Source organism: Campylobacter gracilis (genome assembly GCF_018374135.1).
GTDB lineage: Bacteria > Campylobacterota > Campylobacteria > Campylobacterales > Campylobacteraceae > Campylobacter_B > Campylobacter_B gracilis_A.
This window is the reverse complement of sequence record NZ_JAHAFS010000010.1, coordinates 18,195-36,277: the sequence shown is the minus strand read 5'-3', so window position 1 is coordinate 36,277 and position 18,083 is coordinate 18,195. Positions and strand designations below refer to the sequence as shown.

Annotated in this window: 16 protein-coding genes; 13 read left to right on the top strand and 3 right to left on the bottom strand. The window is 50.5% G+C overall.

The annotated features are described in order from the left end of the window. Positions 1-8: 8 nt before the first annotated feature. Complete coding sequence (locus KH703_RS05945) at positions 9-401, top strand: hypothetical protein (RefSeq protein ID WP_304294921.1); 393 nt, start codon at positions 9-11, stop codon at positions 399-401. 314 nt (positions 402-715) lie between these two features. Here the strand turns inward: KH703_RS05945 and KH703_RS05940 are convergent, their stop codons facing one another. From KH703_RS05940 to KH703_RS05930, 3 genes are all read right to left on the bottom strand, one after another. Then, a complete protein-coding gene (locus tag KH703_RS05940) occupies positions 716-1,507 on the bottom strand; it encodes a UDP-N-acetylmuramate dehydrogenase (protein ID WP_304294919.1) in 792 nt (263 codons plus the stop codon). Between the two features lie 59 nt (positions 1,508-1,566). Further along, positions 1,567-1,731, bottom strand: coding sequence for a hypothetical protein (locus tag KH703_RS05935; protein ID WP_304294918.1), 165 nt, complete (start codon positions 1,729-1,731; stop codon positions 1,567-1,569). Between the two features lie 385 nt (positions 1,732-2,116). Beyond that, entirely contained in the window at positions 2,117-3,013 is an 897-nt protein-coding gene (locus KH703_RS05930) for a menaquinone biosynthesis family protein (protein WP_304294916.1), read from the bottom strand. Positions 3,014-3,303: 290 nt separating this feature from the next. Here KH703_RS05930 and recA point away from each other — a divergent pair, with 290 nt between their 5' ends. The 12 genes from recA to KH703_RS05870 all read left to right on the top strand — a co-directional run bounded on the left by recA (position 3,304) and on the right by KH703_RS05870 (position 18,071). Next, positions 3,304-4,347: a recombinase RecA gene (recA, locus tag KH703_RS05925; protein WP_304294914.1), complete on the top strand. Its 1,044-nt coding sequence runs from the start codon at positions 3,304-3,306 to the stop codon at positions 4,345-4,347. Next, a complete protein-coding gene (gene eno / locus KH703_RS05920) occupies positions 4,347-5,597 on the top strand; it encodes a phosphopyruvate hydratase (RefSeq protein WP_304295010.1) in 1,251 nt (416 codons plus the stop codon). Before recA ends, eno begins: the two co-directional genes overlap by 1 nt. Position 5,598: 1 nt before the next feature. Continuing rightward, positions 5,599-6,426 (top strand): septum formation initiator family protein, encoded by an 828-nt coding sequence (locus tag KH703_RS05915; RefSeq protein WP_304294913.1) that lies wholly within the window; start codon positions 5,599-5,601, stop codon positions 6,424-6,426. 11 nt (positions 6,427-6,437) lie between these two features. Next, positions 6,438-7,613 carry a hypothetical protein gene (locus KH703_RS05910; protein WP_304294911.1) on the top strand — a complete coding sequence of 392 codons (1,176 nt, stop codon included), beginning with the start codon at positions 6,438-6,440 and terminating at the stop codon, positions 7,611-7,613. Between the two features lie 9 nt (positions 7,614-7,622). Beyond that, complete coding sequence (locus tag KH703_RS05905; RefSeq protein ID WP_304294909.1) at positions 7,623-8,252, top strand: NAD(P)H-dependent oxidoreductase; 630 nt, start codon at positions 7,623-7,625, stop codon at positions 8,250-8,252. Positions 8,253-8,445: 193 nt separating this feature from the next. Further along, positions 8,446-9,819, top strand: coding sequence for an argininosuccinate lyase (gene argH / locus KH703_RS05900; protein ID WP_304295008.1), 1,374 nt, complete (start codon positions 8,446-8,448; stop codon positions 9,817-9,819). 528 nt (positions 9,820-10,347) lie between these two features. Further along, a complete protein-coding gene (locus tag KH703_RS05895) occupies positions 10,348-11,073 on the top strand; it encodes a uroporphyrinogen-III synthase (RefSeq protein WP_304294908.1) in 726 nt (241 codons plus the stop codon). Positions 11,074-11,318: 245 nt separating this feature from the next. Beyond that, positions 11,319-12,575, top strand: coding sequence for a phosphoribosylamine--glycine ligase (gene purD / locus KH703_RS05890; RefSeq protein WP_304294907.1), 1,257 nt, complete (start codon positions 11,319-11,321; stop codon positions 12,573-12,575). Continuing rightward, the gene (locus KH703_RS05885; RefSeq protein ID WP_304294905.1) at positions 12,572-13,009 is read left to right on the top strand and encodes an RDD family protein; all 438 of its coding nucleotides are present in this window, start codon (positions 12,572-12,574) and stop codon (positions 13,007-13,009) included. Before purD ends, KH703_RS05885 begins: the two co-directional genes overlap by 4 nt. Beyond that, entirely contained in the window at positions 12,996-15,254 is a 2,259-nt protein-coding gene (locus KH703_RS05880; protein ID WP_304294904.1) for an LPS-assembly protein LptD, read from the top strand. The genes KH703_RS05885 and KH703_RS05880 overlap by 14 nt, the downstream gene beginning before the upstream one ends. Continuing rightward, complete coding sequence (locus tag KH703_RS05875; RefSeq protein WP_304294902.1) at positions 15,254-15,973, top strand: phosphoribosyltransferase family protein; 720 nt, start codon at positions 15,254-15,256, stop codon at positions 15,971-15,973. The genes KH703_RS05880 and KH703_RS05875 overlap by 1 nt, the downstream gene beginning before the upstream one ends. Further along, on the top strand, positions 15,957-18,071 hold the full coding sequence (locus KH703_RS05870; RefSeq protein WP_304294901.1) for a polyribonucleotide nucleotidyltransferase: 2,115 nt from the start codon (positions 15,957-15,959) through the stop codon (positions 18,069-18,071). The genes KH703_RS05875 and KH703_RS05870 overlap by 17 nt, the downstream gene beginning before the upstream one ends. The last annotated feature ends 12 nt before the right edge of the window (positions 18,072-18,083 follow it).

Sequence of the window (18,083 nt, the reverse complement as noted above, 5' to 3'; positions counted from 1 at the left end):
AGGCAAAAATGGCGAACGATACGGCTCTGGCGCTGGTTACGGCTAGGTTTTTAGCAACGCATAGGCTGTTTTTCTTGTTAAATTTGCTTCAGTTTGCCGTCTGTTTTACGATTTTTACTCATTTTGCCGTGATTGCGGGCTTTTTGGCGGCTTTTGCGGCTCTGCTTTATCTGCACGTTAGGCTGCATTTTGATGCGCTTGTCTTTAGGGATTTTGCGGAGGGGAGGCTTGATTGCGGCAAATTTGACGCGGCGCTTGCGGAGCTAAATTTAGCTAGCAAGCCGCCTAAAATCCGCGATATGAAAAGTCGCTGCGCGGGAGCTTTGCGGCTATATAAACTAACGGCTGCGCTTACTCTCATAGTCGCAGTCGCGGCTTTTGCGGGTTACTATCTGAGCTAAATTTGCTTGCCCACTTAGACGGTTACGGAACGCCGATTTAGACGGCCGCGTCGGTTTGGCGCGCAAAATTCAACAACTGTTTTTCACGGCGAGATAAACGGGATAAAATTGATTGCTTTTGCGGGCTATTTTTGTAGCGACCATTTTAAGCGATGAAACGGCGGTTAGTGTCATCGGCGCACTGCATTCGAGCGCTTTTAAATTTGACGATTTCGTCGGTATTTTAAAATTTCAAAGCATAAAAAAATCCAGTGCAAAAAGACAGAATGGACGATCGAGCAAGTTTAGTCGGGGCAAAATATACGAATTTCCTTTTATAGCACCACGACCTCGGTTTCCAGTTCAATACCAAATTCCTCAAAAACGCGGCTTTGCGCTAAATTTATGAGCGCAATCACATCTTCAAAGCTCGCGCTGCCGAAATTTATGATGAAATTTGCGTGCTGCTCGCTAAATTTCGCCCCGCCGATCGCGTGGCCTTTAAGCCCTGCCGCTTCGATCAGCCTGCCCGCAGCGTCATTCGGCGGATTTTTAAAGCAGCTTCCAAAGCTTGCTCCCTTTGGCTGGTTGGCGCGTTTGGCGGCGAAATCCGCGGCGAGCGAGACGTCAAAGCCGCGTGAAATTTCAAACTCGGCGCCCAAAATCGGCTCCTCGATCCCGCTTCTTCGGTAGCCGAAGCTTATCCGCTCGCGCTCCACCCAGCCGCGAGCCAGGCGCACGGCAAGCAGGCTATCGCTAATGCTCGCGCCGCTAAGCCCTGCGTTCATTTTGATTAGCCCTCCGAGCTGGCCCGGGATATTTCGCAAAAACTCAAAGCCGCCGATGTTTTGCTTTTTGGCGAAGTTGTAAATTTTACCCGACTTCGTCGCAGCCCCGATGCTAAGGACATCGCCGCTTAAGCTTATGCGATCGAACTCCTCGCTTAGCATCGCAAGGTGCGGCGGCACGGGCGAGATGAGCAGATTATTGCCGCCGCCGATGATCGCGCGCTCGCGGGTACTCTCAAACTCCGCAAAATCGGCCTCGTCCTTTAAAATTTGCACCGCAAAGCTCCCGCCGATGCGCACGGAGGTGTATTTGCTAAAATCTATCTGCTTTGTTTTCAAAATTTTGCCTTTTAAATTTCATTTCTAAATTTCGCGCTTGCCGCTCGCCCCGTATCGTTTTAAAATTTAGCGATACCGCCGCGCCGCACGGTGCGAAACGCGAACGCTATTTCAAAATTTAACGCTGCTGCTGCGATTAAATTTAGCTCGCTTTCGATACGTTTTCGGCGGCGCGCTACGTCGCACGCACAGCTCGCACCCTGCGGCACAAAATACAGCCGCACAATGTACCTCCGCACCGTGAAATTTCATCGCCGCGTAGCAGTAAATTTGAGGCGGAACATCGCACCGCGACAATGGCGCCACAGCGCGCGGTCGATCGGCCTAGCTCGGCGACGATCCGCGGCAAGTTCGACGTTAAATTTGCGCGCAAATTTAAATCCACGTCGCCCTCTACGGCTAAATTTCAAAAGCTACGGCGCAGCACCGCCACGGCAAGAACGCGGGGTAAAATTCTACCGCGCGCCTGCCTTTACGCCGAAGTAAAATTTTCGCCGAGGCGCAAACCCCTTAATGCCTAGAAATTTAGCCGAAACGAAGGGGCAGTGTTCCGAGCAAAATCAGCCGAAGCAAGGCTAAATTTCAGCTAAATTTTGATCTCGCTCGGCCCTACATTGGGTTTTGCCCGCCGCAGTCCGTAAAACGGATCTCGTTATATTCGCGCGGGATAAAATTCTCCTGCGCACTAAGCGGCGCAGGGTAAAATCCGCGCTCGTAACCAAGCTCAAATAGCCTATCTACCGCCTTTATCTGCGCCCCCGAAAGCTCGATCGAGGCTTCGTTGGCATAAAGGCTCAGATATTTTTCGAGCTTTGCGTCGTCTACGCGGATGAGATTTCTCTCCATGAGCATGCGCGACAAAAAGGGCTTATGCGCGGTGGCGATGCGTACGCCCCCCATTAGCACGCGCTCGCACTCGGTGGCATCCGTTATCGGCAGGCTGCGGCGAACCGCCATGCCTCCTAGCGGCAACGGTAGATTTTCGCCCGCTAGCTCGCTCCAGATATCCCAGATCTCGCGCTCCACGCAAAGCTCGTCCGAAAAGTCCAAAATACTCTCGTGTATCAGAACGCCCGCGTCCACCTCGCCGCTTAAAACCGCGCCCTCGATCTCAAGGAAATTTTTATAAACTATGCGCGCCTGCGGGTATGCCATGCGAAAAAGCAGGGCGTTTGTCGTGTGTTTGCCGCTTAGCGCGACTTTAAAATTTCGCTTTAAAACCGCGCCCTTTTTCTTAACGAGCTTCGGGCCGTAGCCCTCGCCGAAGCTCACCGCCGTGCGCAAAAGCGCGTATTCGTCGCAGATCAGCGGATATAGCGCGAAGCTGATCGCCGTGGCCTCATAGGTGCCTTTTAGCGCTTCGTCGTTTAGCGTCTGGATGTCAAGCGCGGTGGCGCTAAATTTTAGATTTTTCGAGCTTACCCAACCAAAATCAATCGCCTTATACATAAAAATATCGTCGGCGTCGGGCGAGTGAGCGACGTTTATATGCTTAAAAATCTTCAAATTTAATCCTTTTTGCTCCGCTTTAAATTTCGCACGCGGCTTGATTCCAAAATGTTGCGAAATTATAGTGAAATTTTGCTACAGCCCTCATAAAAATGTGGAATTTCTAAAGAAAAACGTGAAAAACCGAGCGTGCTTAGAAGTGTAAATTTAATGCTCTCCGCTTGCCCGCGCGTAGCTTTTGCACTTTTGAAAATTTCAAATTCCGATGCCGCGCCGAATTTGCGCGAATAATCAAAAATTCATTTCAAATTTGGTAAAATCAAGCGAATTTATTTTTAAGGAAAAACATGGACGAGGGAAAGAAAAAGACGCTGGATGCGGCGCTAAAATCGATCGACAAAGCTTTCGGCAAGGGCACGCTCGTGCGGCTGGGCGATAAGCAGGTCGAGCCGATAGACGCCATCTCTACGGGCTCTGTGGGGCTTGACATCGCGCTTGGCATCGGCGGCGTGCCGAAAGGGCGTATCATCGAGGTTTACGGGCCGGAGAGCTCGGGAAAGACGACGCTTACGCTTCACATCATCGCCGAGTGTCAAAAGGCGGGCGGAATTTGCGCATTCGTGGACGCCGAACATGCTCTGGACGTCAAATACGCTTCAAATTTAGGCGTCGATACTGACAATCTCTACGTCAGCCAGCCCGATTTCGGCGAGCAGGCACTTGACATCGTAGAAACCTTAGCAAAGAGCGGCGCGATCGATCTTATCGTCGTAGATAGCGTCGCCGCGCTCACGCCGAAAAACGAGATCGAGGGCGACATGGGCGATCAGCACGTGGGGCTTCAGGCGCGACTTATGAGCCAAGCGCTGCGCAAGCTCGCAGGCGTCGTACATAAGATGAATACGACGGTGATCTTTATCAACCAAATCCGTATGAAGATCGGAGCGATGGGCTATGGCACGCCCGAGACGACGACCGGCGGCAATGCGCTTAAATTTTACGCTTCAGTGCGCATCGACATACGCAAGATCGCTACTTTGAAACAAAACGAAGAGAGTATTGGCAACCGCGCCAAGGTCAAGGTCGTGAAAAACAAGGTGGCGCCGCCGTTTAAGATCGCGGAATTTGACATAATGTTTGGCAAAGGCATCAGCAAGGTGGGCGAGCTGATCGATTACGGCGTCAAGCTCGACATCGTTGATAAAAGCGGTGCGTGGTTCAGCTATGGCGACACTAAGCTGGGTCAAGGGCGCGAAAACGCTAAAGTGTATCTGGAAAATAACCCTGCTGTCGCTGAAGAGATCACTGCAAAGATCCGCGAACAGATGGGCAGCGTAAATTTCAGCGCAGACGCGGACGATGAAGAAAATTTACAAAGTGGAGATGAATGATGATTTATATCGAAGATGTTTATGCGATAGAAGTACTTGACAGCCGCGGCAACCCGACTGTGAAAGCGACCGTGGCTCTAAGCGACGGCACCGTAGCAAGCGCGGTAGTGCCAAGCGGCGCAAGTACCGGCAAACGCGAGGCGCTGGAGCTTCGCGACGGGGGCGATAGATACTGCGGTAAGGGCGTGCTAAAGGCGGTGGAAAACGTAAATTCTCAGATCGCCGAAGCAGTGATCGGGCTGGATGCCTTCGATCAAAAGGCGCTTGATGATGAGATGCGCGAGCTTGACGGCACCGATAACTACTCAAATTTGGGCGCAAATGCGGTGCTTGGCGTATCTATGGCGGTAGCGCGCGCGGCGGCTAAAAGCCTTGACGTGCCTTTATATCGCTACCTGGGCGGCGCGAACGCTACCGTACTGCCGGTGCCGATGTTTAATATCATCAACGGCGGCGCGCACGCGAACAACAGCGTGGATTTTCAAGAATTTATGATTATGCCGTTTGGATTTGATAAATTTAGCGACGCGCTGCGAGCGGCGACCGAAATTTACCACACGCTAAAAGGCCTTCTAAACGCGGCCGGTCACAGTACGGCAGTGGGCGACGAGGGCGGATTTGCGCCAAATTTAAACGATAACGAAGAGCCGATCAAGCTAATCATGCAAGCCATCGAAAAAGCAGGCTACAAAGCGGGCGAGCAGATCAAGCTAGCCCTGGACGTCGCAGCTAGCGAGCTGTACGAAAACGGCAAGTACAAGCTAGAAGGCAAGGAATTTAGCAGCGAAGAGTTGATCGAGCGATACGCACAGCTTTGCGAGAAGTATCCGATATTTTCGATCGAAGACGGCCTAAGCGAGGACGACTGGGCGGGCTGGGCGAAGCTAACGAGCAAGCTTGGCTCTAAAGTGCAGCTCGTGGGCGACGATCTATTTGTAACGAACGAGAAAATTTTACGCGAAGGCATCGCCAAAGGCGTAGGCAACTCGATTTTGATCAAGCCAAATCAAATCGGCACCGTCAGCCAAACCATGCAGACGATCCGCCTAGCTCAGCGCAAAGGTTACCGCTGCGTGATGAGCCACAGAAGCGGCGAGAGCGAGGATAGCTTTATCGCAGACTTCGCCGTCGCGATGAATACGGGCCAAATCAAAACGGGCGCGACCTCAAGAAGCGAACGCAACGCCAAATACAACCGCCTGCTTGAGATTGAGCGCGAGACGGACGAGTTTTTGGGAAACCGAATTTAAAATGTTTTTTAAAAAAAAGTCCAAGCGGGGCTTAAAAGGTGGCACGCAGCACACCTATGCGGACGGAGCGGATTATACAGACACGCAAAGTAGATATTCAGACGCAGACTTTGACGAGGACGATTTTTTTGACGATGATGAATTTTATAGCGATGAAGATTTTAGCGGAGGCTTTAGCGAAGCGGGGGCTGGCTTCCGGAAAAATCGCAACGGAGCTTCGCGCGGTATAGATGAAGCAGGCTCTACCTCTGAAGCCACAAGCAGCAGCTCTAATTTAAGTGGTAAAAGCTCCGCTGCAAGCGGAAACTACGAAGGCAGCGCGCAAGCAGACGCGGGCTTTTACAGCGCGGAATTTATTGGGGGCGGCGATTTAAAGAATGCAGAATTATACGCGAAAGAAAACCACTTTCCAAACGACGCGGATTTTGCGGCTCAGAGCGTAGAGCACGGCTTTAATGGCACGGGCTTTGCGGCGCAAGACATAAATTCTGCCGCGCAAGGATTTTCTTTTATGCCGCAGAACGCAGATCCTGCCGCTAAAAAAGCTTTAAAGAAGCGTAAAAATTTAAAAGAACGGCTGAATTTTATCAATCCGTTTTCGCCGCTTAAACAGATTTTTGCAGCTCTTGCGCTGATCGTCTGCGTTGTTTTTGCGGGCATCTTCGTAGGCGACGTGCTGTTTGGCAAACGATCGTTTGAGGTGCTGCGCCAGCTGCAAAAAGAAAAGGCGTTTTTATTTACCGATGTTGAGCGGTTGAAAGAGGAAAACGCCGAGCTGCAAAAGCTTTATTTAGAGCGTCGCTCGCTCGATCCGGACCTTAAAAAATGAGAAAAATTTTTTTGTTAATTTTAGGTCTCTGCGCTCTTTTAAACGCAGAGAATTTAAATAGCGCAAATTCAAACGCTACGAAACCTAGCATCGCCGCGGTAAAAGAGCAAAATTCTACCGATTTAACGATTAGAGAGCCAAAAACAGGTGCGCAAAGTCCAAATGCTGAAAAGCAAGCTGTAATGAAACCTGAAACATCTAAAAGTCCTACCGCAGCAATGCAAAAAAACGCCGCAGAAGCGAATTCCAGCGTCAAAGTAAGCGTCGCTAAAAAAGCCGTGGGCGCGCAGCTCTCGCAGACCGAAAAAAAAGCTCCTGCGCCCAAAGCGGGCATTAGCGCTCCTTCGCAGGTCATAAAAACGGAACGAAACTCTTCTGCGCAGCCTTCAGCTGCGACGCTTCCGCCTCCTGATGAGTTACCGATCGCGCCAGAAGTAAGCGAGCCAAATTCTACGGTAGCGCAAAATTTCAAAGTGGCACAGAATTCTACAGATCAAAATTCTACGGTGCAAAACTCTACTATGCAACAAAACGCGCAATCTGCTCCACAAAATTCCAATCCGGCGCAAAGCTCCGCCGCCACGCCACAAAATACGCCCGCGCCTAAAAATTTCACGCAGCAAACCTTTGCGCTTCCCTCCGACGCTCTTACGATCGAAAGCCTGATCGTGCGATATAGGGACGACGATGGGGCTCTGCACGAAAAGATCGTTGATATCAATCGCTCGATTGATTGGCACGATGATTTCGTGCTAAGCGCGAGCGCCAAACCTGCGCTACATAGGGCACTGGACGTCTCGGTTACTTCGACTGATCCAAATTTACAAAAGCAGGTCTCGCAAAGTGGCATCACACCTAGCTTCGCGCCGCGCCTGGAACTGCCGTTAGAGACGCTTAAATTTGACGATGGATTAAAATTCGTTATCCGCAAAAACAGCGTGCAGCTCATCACCGCAGATGATTTCAAAAGCTCCGACGCAAATGCTTCGGGTGCACTTGAAGCTGAGTTTTGGCGCCAAGAGATCCCGCTTAGCGGCGCGAGCTTTGCTGTAAATATCGGCGGTTTTAGCGACATTAATGTCACTAAAGAGGACGGCTACTACCGCATCGGTGTGCGCTCGCATGAGGGTAACCTCAGCATCAGGCGCAAAGATGGCGGGTATTTGATCTACAAAAATTCTAATTAAGGAGAGACTATGACACATTTAGAGATTATGAAATTTCGCCATGCGTGCAAAATTTTTGACGAGAACAAAAAGGTAAGCAAAGCCGATTTCGACGCCATTTTGCAGGCAGGCATCCTAGCGCCCAGCTATATGGGGTTAGAGCATTGGGATTTTTTAGTCGTGCAAAACCGCGCGCTGCGCGAGCGGATCCGCGAAAAATCGTGGGATCAGCAGCAGCTCACCTCGTGCTCGCATCTGGTCGTGATTTTGGCAAAGATCAAGGAATTTAAAGCGGGCGGCACCTACATAACGGAGGCGATAAATCGTCGCTCGTTTGCAAGCGAGGAGAAAAGGGCTTCGGCGTTAAAATTTTACGAAGACGCCATAGGTAAAATTTTTAAAAACGACGACGAGGCGATATTTCATTGGTCACACGCACAGTGCATGTTCCCAGCTTTAGCGATGATGAACGAGGCCGCAAGTCGCGGCATCGACAGCTGCCCTATGGAGGGCTTTGATCGCGCAGCGCTAAATAAAATTTTAGGCATTGATTGGAATGAGCGTCGCGTGGCGCTGCTAGTGCCTTTCGGCTACCGCGTAAATCCGCAGCCGCAAAAGATCCGCCGCAGCATGGATGACGTAGTAAAGTGGATCGAATAAGCTAGCAAGCGCTTTTGAAGCACTAAGCTTGAGGTGCAATAAATTTCAAAATCTAGTGCGAAAGCGTGGCGCGCGCATTTTTTAGGAATTTACCGCGCTTTGGTCTTTTTTCTCGCCCGCAAATCTTGTGCGGCGAGATTTAAAATTTTATAAAATCACCGAAAATTTAAACGAAGGAGCGAGCGTGAAAAAAATGTGGGAGGGGCGCTTTAGCGAGGCGAGTTCGGCGCTTTTGGAGGAGTTTAACGCCTCGATCGGCTTTGACAGGGCGCTTTGGCAGGAGGATATCGCAGGTAGCAAGGCGCACGCAAGAATGCTCGGCGCCTGCGGGATTCTAAAGCCTGAGGAGAGCGAAAAGATCGTCGCGGGGCTTGACGCCGTGTTTGAAGAGATAAAAAGCGGAAAATTTGAGTTTAAAACCGCCGACGAGGACATCCACATGGCGGTCGAAAAGCGCCTAAGCGAGCTCATCGGAAGCGATCTTGGCGGTAGGCTGCACACCGCGCGCAGCAGAAACGATCAGGTCGCGCTTGATTTTCGCCTCTATGTGCTTAAAAGCGGCGCTCAGGTTGCCGAAAAAACTCGCGAACTAGTCGCCGCGCTGCGAGATATAGCTAGCGAGCACGCGGACACGCTGATGCCAGGCTACACGCACCTTCAACACGCCCAACCCGTGAGCCTTGCCTATCATTTGCTAGCTTACGCGTTTATGTTTCGCCGCGACTACGAGCGCTTTACTGGCTCGCGCGAGCGAAACAACTTCTGTCCGCTGGGCTCGGCTGCGCTTGCGGGCACGCCGCATCCTATAAACCGCGAGCTGGTCGCGCAGCAGCTAGGCTTTGCGGGAGTGACGCCAAACGCGATGGATAGCGTCAGCGACCGCGATTTCGCGCTGGAGATTTTGTTTAACGTAAGCGTGCTGATGACGCATGCGTCGCGCCTGTGCGAGGAGCTAATCTTGTGGAGCTCGCAGGAGTTCGGCTTTATCACGATCAGCGACGCGTACAGCACGGGCAGCTCGATCATGCCGCAGAAGAAAAACCCCGACGTGTGCGAACTAATCCGCGGCAAAACGGGGCGCGTAAACGGCAATCTCGTCGCGCTGCTAACGGTGATGAAGGGCTTGCCACTAGCATACAACAAGGACATGCAGGAGGACAAGGAGGGCGTGTTTGATAGCGTTGCCACCGCGCTTTCTAGCCTTGAAATTTTAAAACAGATGCTAAAAACGGCTAAATTTAACGAGAAAAATATGCTAGCAATGACGCGCCGCGGGCACCTCACGGCAACCGATCTGGCCGACTTTTTAGTGCGGGAGAAAAACGTGCCGTTCCGTCAGGCGCACTTCATCACGGGCAAGGCCGTGGCGTATGCGGAAAATTTGGGTCTAGATTTGAGCGAGCTAAATGCGCAGCAGCTTGCAAACGTGGATGAAAGCTTAGGTGGTGACGCGGTTAAATTTCTTGATCTAAACGCCTCTAAAGAGGCGCGCAAGTCGCAAGGAGGCACGGCAAATGAGAGCGTGGCGGCGCAGATTGAAATTTTAAACGAGTGGCTGAAAGGTTAAATTTAAGGGGCTAAGTACCGCACGGATGCACGGGCAAAATTTAGTGCTAAGTTTGGGCGAGGCGGTACCGTTTGCGACCTGCGAAATAGACGGATAGGGCCCGATATCGAAATTTGAGGGCTAAGGTGGCAAAATTTTAGAATTTTGCAGTCGTGTCTTTAAATTTGAGACTTCGGTGGTCTGTGTGGATACATGCACGGACTGGGCGGGATTGACAAGCGGCGGCGCATTTGGCTGTGTGCGGAGCGGGCCTCGCAGTAGTGTTTTAAGCACTCGTCGCGGGTAATTACTGCGCAAATTAAAAATGGCGGCGCGTCCTAAGCTGGCTTTAGAGTGGGCGCTTGAGGTTATAAAGTTAAATTTAAAATACCGAGTCGGCGCAAAGTGGAGTGCTTGGTTATAAATTTAGGCGTGAGATAAAATTTTAAAAAAGCATGCCGCCGCTAGGTTGTTTAAGCGCGGCAAAATAAGCGTAAGCAGGTCAGACAGGCGGTTTTGCCCAGGCAAAAAGGGCGGCTCGGAGTAGAATTGAGTCGAAGCAAATCAAATAATATTTTCTTCGTTTCTGCGCGTCGTGAAGGCAGGGGTGAGGCTCAAGCAAATTTAAACATGGAGGGCGTTTTGATATATCTGGTGTCTAATACGAGATTTGATCATCCGCAGGTGAGGCAGCTTGCGGTCTGCGAGATAAAATTTCTAAAATTTAGCCTGCCTGCGCAGATGGGCGCGCTAATTTTTACCTCCAAAAATGCGGTAGCGGCGATAAAATTTAATGAAATTTCGTTTGATTTAGATACCCCCGTTTACGCTATCGGCGAGCCGTGCGCTGCGGCTGCGCGCGAGTTTGGATTTCGCGATATTTTTGTGGCGCAGCACGGGCACGGAAATGAGTTTGCCGCGGAGATCGCGCCGCTCTTGCAAAGCGCAGACGCGCTGTATCTGCGCGCGAGGCAGACGGTATCGAAGCTGGAGCAGATCCTGTCTAGCGCCGGCGTGCGGCTGCAAAGCGTGATCGCCTATGAAAATTGCGTCCTTAGCCTGCCTGCCGCCGCAAAGCCGCCGCAAGGCAGCACGCTGATTTTTACCTCGCCTAAAAACGTGCGCGGATTTACCGCAAATTTCGGCTGGGACGGGAGCTACAAGGTGATCTGTATCGGCAAGACGACGGCGAGCGTTTTGAGCGAGTTTTGCGAGCCGATAATCTGCGAAAGAATGTCGATAAAATCCTGCGTCGATCTGGCGCTTTTGCCATAGTTTAAGCAAATTTTGACTATAATTTTGCCCAAGCCTGGGTGAAGCGAGAGCGTTTTATATGAGGGTTCAACATATTTGTATAAGCGACGACGTGAGAGGTCCGTGTGACGCGGCTCGGCTCGAGCTTTTTTTTAAAAGTTACGGGTTGCGACCTAGAGATTTTTCCTAGTTGCAAGATTGGCTTTGTTTGAGCCGATTCTTTTTACGCAACGCTCACTTGGGTTTTTTACGTTACGGAGGCTTCATTGAATATCCTAATAATCGGCGGCGGCGGTAGAGAATACGCGATCGGGCTAAGACTTCGCGAGGATAAAAACGTTTTAAATCTGTATTTTGCTCCGGGAAACGGCGCTACAAAGGCGCTCGGTAAAAATTTAGATTTAAAAGATTTTAATGAACTCGCGCTCTTTGCCAAAAACAACGACGTAGCCCTTACCGTCGTAGGCGCCGAAGAACCGCTTACAAAAGGCATAGTGGATACTTTCAAAGCGCAAGGTCTCGCGATATTCGGCCCCAGCGCCGCTGCGGCGAAGCTGGAGGGCTCTAAAGCCTATATGAAGGACTTTCTGGCGCGAAATCATATCAAAACCGCAAAATTTCTAAGCAGCGACGATCTCTCCGAAATTTCAAAATTTATCGATACTCTAAACGGCCGCGTAGTGGTCAAAGCGGACGGCTTGTGCGCAGGCAAGGGCGTCATAATCGCAAATTCCAAAGATGAAGCTAAAAAAGCCGCGGCGGATATGCTAAGCGGCGAAAGCTTCGGCGAAGCGGGTAAGCGCGTCGTCGTGGAGGAGTTTTTAGAGGGCTTCGAGCTGAGCTTTTTTGCGATTTGCGACGGGGAGAATTTCGTAAGTCTGCCCGTAGCGCAGGATCACAAAAAATTGCTTGACGGCGATCTGGGCCCGAACACCGGCGGCATGGGAGCTTATGCGCCAAGCCCGCTAGCGGATGCCGCTCTGATAAAAAGAGTAGAAAGTGAGATCGTAGCACCTACGCTAAAAGGGATGAAGCAGCAGGGCGCGCCATTTTGCGGCGTGCTATTCGTAGGGCTTATGATCGTGGGCGACGAGCCTTACGTGCTGGAGTACAACGTCCGCTTCGGCGATCCGGAGTGCGAGGTTTTGATGCCGCTAATTGACGGAAATTTGAGCGAAATTTTATACAACGCCGCCGTAGGCAAGCTAAGCAGCATAAGCTTAAAAGAGCGATTTGCGGTGGGCGTCGTGATGGCTAGCGAGCGCTACCCTTACGGCCCTTCGCAGCCTGAGCCGATCAAGACGGGAGAAATTCCTGCGGGCGCACATATCTGCTACGCAGGCGTGAGTGAGCGAGAGGGGCGGATTTACGCTAGCGGCGGGCGCGTTTTGGTAAGCGTGGGCGTCGCGCAGAGCCTAAAGCAGGCGCGCGATGCGGCTTACGCGCTGTGCGAAAATATAAAATTTAGCGGCGCGCAGTATAGGCGCGATATCGCGCACCAAGCCTTAAGAGATAAAATTTGATCATCGCTCCGCTTAGCAAGCGCGTAATCGCGTTTAGTATTGACGAAGCGGTGAGCGTAACGCTTTTTGTGGTCGTGCTATTTGCTATCGACGAGCCAGAGCTTGTCGCAGCGGCGCAGAGCGGAAGCAATCTTGAGGTACAAAAGATCGCGTCGAAATTCATTTTACATTACGCGATAATAAAATTTTTATATCAAGCGATTTTTGTCTATCTATACGGCGCGACGCTAGGCAAGCTTGCGGTTAAAATTTATTGCGTCCGCGCTGACGGCAGCTCTATGGATATCGCTACGGCGGCGATCCGCGCGGCGGTTAGGTTGATAAGCGAGATGATCTTTTATACGGGATTTTTGGTGGCGCTTTTTACGAACTCGCGTCAGAGTCTGCACGATATGGCGGCGAAAACATTGGTGGTAGAGATTGAAAAAGAGTAAAAAATTTAAAATTCTAGCGCTTAGTTTTAGCGCTCTTTTAGCAAGTAGTGCGAGCGCAAAGGTCCAAGACGTCGAGCTCATAGCAGATAATGTCGAGAAAAACGGCTTTTTGACGGAGGCGAGCGGCAACGTAACGGTGTATTCACAGGACTACTTTATCACCGCCGATCGCGCTACATACGACGAACAAAACGGCATTATCGAGCTTTTTGGTAACGTCAATGCGATGCGCGGTAGCAGCGAAACTACGCGTGCGCAGCATGTCAAAATCGATCTGAAAAACGATAAGCAGCAAGCCGACGTAAATTTTATGATGGACAAGGACTCCGAGCTTTGGATGCAAAACGACACCAGCTGCAGCGACAGCGAGTATTACCGCGTGGAGGGCTCCAGCGTATCTAGCTGCAATGTCACCGATCCTGATTGGCGCATCAAATTTAGCAGCGGCATGCTCAATAAAGAGAGCAAATTCCTCCATCTTTTTAATCCGAGATTTTACGTGGGCGACGTACCGGTGCTCTATCTGCCGTATTTCGGCTTCCCGACTGATCGCACGCGCCGCACGGGCTTGCTGCCTCCAGAGGCCGGCTACATCAGCAAGGAAGGGATCTATTATAAGCAGCCGATCTATTTTGCGCCTTACGATAGCTGGGATTTTCAGCTCGATCCGCAGGTGCGCAGCAGAAGGGGCTTTGGCGCCTACGGCACCTTTCGCTTTACGGAATCCCCGTATTCTTACGGCGAGATTAGAGGTGGAGTTTTCGATAACTTCTCGCGGGCGCAAAAACGCCTCGAATACAAAAACGAGCGCCACCACGGCTTTGAAGTTCAATACGATCGCAGCAAGCTTGCGACCTATTTGCTAGACGGCGATCTGCGCGAAAATTTATGGATCGACTTTACCCAGCTAAACGACCTTGAATACTACGATCTGAAGGAAAAGGGAGGTCTTGGCGACGATGCGGATAATTCGCTCGTAACTTCGCGGCTGAATTATTATTTGACCGGTGACGAGCACTATTTTGGCGCTTACGGACGCTACTACATCGATACGAGCAAGCTAAACGCCGATAATACCTTCCGTAACGAAGATACCGTCCAAGAGCTTCCGACGCTGCAATATCATAAATTTAGCAATGATTTGGGGCTGCCAAATTTGATCTATTCGCTTGATGCAAAAGCGCGTAATTACACCAGATGGGAGGGCGCGACTGCTCGCCAATACGAGTTTGACGTACCGATTAGTATAAGCACGCCGCTACTGGCGGATTATTTAAATTTCGCCTTTACCGAGCGAGTGTATATGACTAATATCGATTGGCACGATAAATTCTACTACGCAAACGGCGATCTTGGCGAGGATAAAAGCACTTTCTACGCTAATCAATACACCGAGCTTTCACTCTACACCGACGTAGCCAGGGCTTACGATAGCTTGTATCATACGATGAGCTGGAGAGCGGATTTTAGAATTCCCGGATGGCAGCAAGGCGACATCGAGGATAGAATTTTAAAGTATCATCAGTATAAATACGACCTTGCTCGCGGTGCAGTAGATCGTTCGCGGCTGGGTAACTTGCAAGACTCGCTTTATTGGGAGGATAACTTCTTAAGTGAGCTTAGCGACGAATACACTCACGAAAATGCAGCTTTAAGTATGACGCAGTTTTTTTATAATGAAGACGGACGTAAATTTTTACGCCATAGCGTCAAGCAGCGATATGACTTCGACGATCATGAGTTCGATGATTTAGAACACCGTATCGATGCGTATTTTGCAAATGGGCTAAATATCGGAAACCGCTTTACCTACTCGCATAAATATAAAAGCTTCGATAAGGTCTATACCTACGCCAACTACTCCAACGACGACTTTAGCTTTGGACTCAGCCACGCTTACGAATACGAAAAGCTAAGCATGGAGCCTAAACGCTATACGAAAGATAACTACGGCATCGTAAACGCTTCGGTAAATTTGCCTAGGAATAATAAAATTTTTGGGCGTTGGGATTACGACTTGGAGCGATCTTATTCTAAAATGTGGCGCGTGGGACTTTCTCATACGCGCAAATGCTGGAATTACTCTTTTGTGTATCAAGAGGATATCGAGCCTAAAAACACCAGTACGACGGGCTATAGCAAAGCAAGCAAGGAGCGCGGAATTTACTTTCTCGTAAATTTCTATCCATTCGGCGGAGTGGGGTATGATTTTTCAGTAGATAGCGAATACGGAAGCGAAAAATAATGACGTCTAGAGCTGAGCTAATGTTTGAAAACCAAATCGACGCTGCGATGAAACTTTCAGAAATTTTACCCGCTACCGTGATCAAAAACGATAATTTTCTAATAATCGCTCAGTCTCTGGAGTCGCTTCCTATCGCAAACCATCTTGCTCTAAAGCTGGGGCTTGCTTATGAGTTTTTATTCACAGAGCCCGTTTTAGCGCCCAATAATCCGGAATGCGCGATTGCGTGCGTAAGCGAGACCCAAGAGATCGTAATGGTAGATGAGCTCGTTCGAAGCTTCGGCATCAGCCTGGATTACGTTTACGGGCAGGCAAACAGACTTTATGAGGAGAAAATTTTAAAAAATATGTATAGATTTCGCAAGGGCGAGCTTTTGGGAAATTTGGAGAAAAAAAACATCATCTTGGTAGATGAGGGGTGTGAGAGCGGGTTGACCGCACTTACTTGCATAAAGACGCTCGTAAGCTTAAACGCCAAAGCGATCTTTTACGCTACGCCCGTTATCGGCAGCGATAATGTAGACGAGATCGCCATGTTAGTAGATGGAATTTATGCCGTTCACAAGATCAGAGATTTTGTGAATGTGGATTTTTATTACAAAGAAAAAACGCTCTCAAGCGCGGAGGAGATAATGCAAATTTTAAATAAATGTCCGCTTTATCTGCCGTTTCACGAGACTAACAAAAATAAGGAGAAAATTGATGCAGTGCAAAATTGAAGTTAATGGCAATACCGAAATTTTCGATATCAATAAGGTCGCAAAGCAAGCTGCGGGCGCGGCGCTTTTGCGTGTGAAAAATACCGTCGTGCTCGCTACCGTAGCGCGCGAAGAGACGCAGGTGCAGGAGGACTTTTTACCTCTTACCGTGCAATATATCGAAAAGATGTACGCAGCGGGCAGAATCCCCGGAGGCTACATCAAGCGCGAGACCAAGCCGGGCGATTTTGAGACGCTAACCAGCCGCATCATAGACCGCTCGCTGCGTCCGCTCTTTCCGAAGGGATACGCATATCCGACGCAGATCGTAGTTTACGTGCTATCTGCGGACCCCGAGGTCGATCTGCAAGTCGTCGCTCTTAATGCGGCGTCTGCGGCGCTGTATCTTAGCGACATCCCGATTAAGGCGCCCGTTTGCGGCGTGCGCATAGGCTATCAAAACGGAAATTTCATCCTAAATCCTAGTAACTCCGCGCTTAAAGCTAGCGCACTCGATCTTTACGTAGCGGGCGTCGGCGATGAGCTTTTGATGATCGAGATGCGCTCCTTGCCGCAGATTAATGACGGCGCGCAGCAGATGAATGAATTTAGCGAAGATCTGATGGTAGATGCGATCGATTTTGCCGCAAAGGCGATAAGCGCGGGTTCAAACGCCTATGAAGAGGCTTTTTTGCCGCTTAAAAAGCCGGATGCAAGCCTAGAGTACAAGCCCGAGATCGAGGATGAGGATATCGCGGATTTTATCGACGCAAACTACAAAGACGCCGTCAAAGCGGCGATCAATCAGATGGCAAAGAGCGAACGCGCTATCGAGCTAAATAAAATTGTAGATCAAATTTTAGCGACCGAGGTCGCGGCGCAAAACGAGTGGAGTAAAGAGGTGATCTCTAGCGTCATCGGCAAGTATAAGCGCGGCATCATCCGCGCGCAGATCATCGAGGATCACCGCAGAGCCGACGGACGCGCGCTTAATGAGGTGCGCCCGATAAGTATCGAGACCAATATCCTGCCGTGCGCGCACGGCAGCTGCCTATTTACGCGCGGGCAGACGCAAGCTTTAGTCGTCACTACGCTGGGCGGCGATAGCGACGCGCAGTTAAGCGATAGCCTAACGCAGCTCGAGCCGATCAGCGATAGATTTATGTTTAACTATAACTTCCCGGGCTTTTGCGTCGGGGAAGCAAGTCCGCTCAAAAGCCCGGGCAGACGCGAGCTAGGACATGGAAATTTAGCCAAAAGAGCGCTATATCCAAGCATCGATCTAAACTCGCCGCAGTCTATCCGCGTAGTGAGCGAAATTTTAGAAAGTAACGGCTCAAGCTCGATGGCTTCGGTCTGCGGCGGCGCACTTTCATTGCGTGCAGCGGGCGTGCCTACGCTAAAGCTCGTTGCGGGCGTCGCGATGGGCTTGATTTTTGAGGGCGAAAAACACGCCGTGCTAACCGACATAATGGGGCTTGAGGATCACGACGGAGATATGGATTTTAAAGTCGCGGGCACCCATGAGGGCATCACCGCGCTTCAGATGGATATCAAGCTCGGCGGCATCAGCCTGGAGGTTTTAAAAGAGGCTCTCGCGCAGGCAAAGCAGGCTCGCGCGCATATTTTGGGCCTCATGGAGCAGGCGGATGCGGCGATCGTTATAAACGAGGACGTGCTTCCGAAGCTTGAAATTTTTAGCGTCGAGGCGAGCAAAATCCCCGACATCATCGGTCAGGGCGGCAAGGTCATCAAAGAGATCACCGAAAGCTTCGGCGTAAATATCGATCTGGATCGAGAAAAGGGCGAGGTCAAGATCCAAGGCGCCAAAGCTAGCAGCGTATCGGGCGCAAAAGAGAAAATTTTATCGATAGTTTCAAATTCTCGCGATTTTCGCAAGCCGCGCGGTGAACGCAAAGAGGTAAAATTTCAGATCGGCGAGGAGTTTGACGGCGTGGTGCAAAGCGTGCTGGATTTCGGTACCTTCATCTCGCTACGAGACGGCGTGGACGGGCTACTGCGCGCTAAATTTATCACGACGCCTTACAAGGCGGGCGATGTGGTGCGAGTGCGCGTGACCGATCAGAAAGGCACTAAAATTTCACTGGAATTAGCTTAAAATTTTAATAGG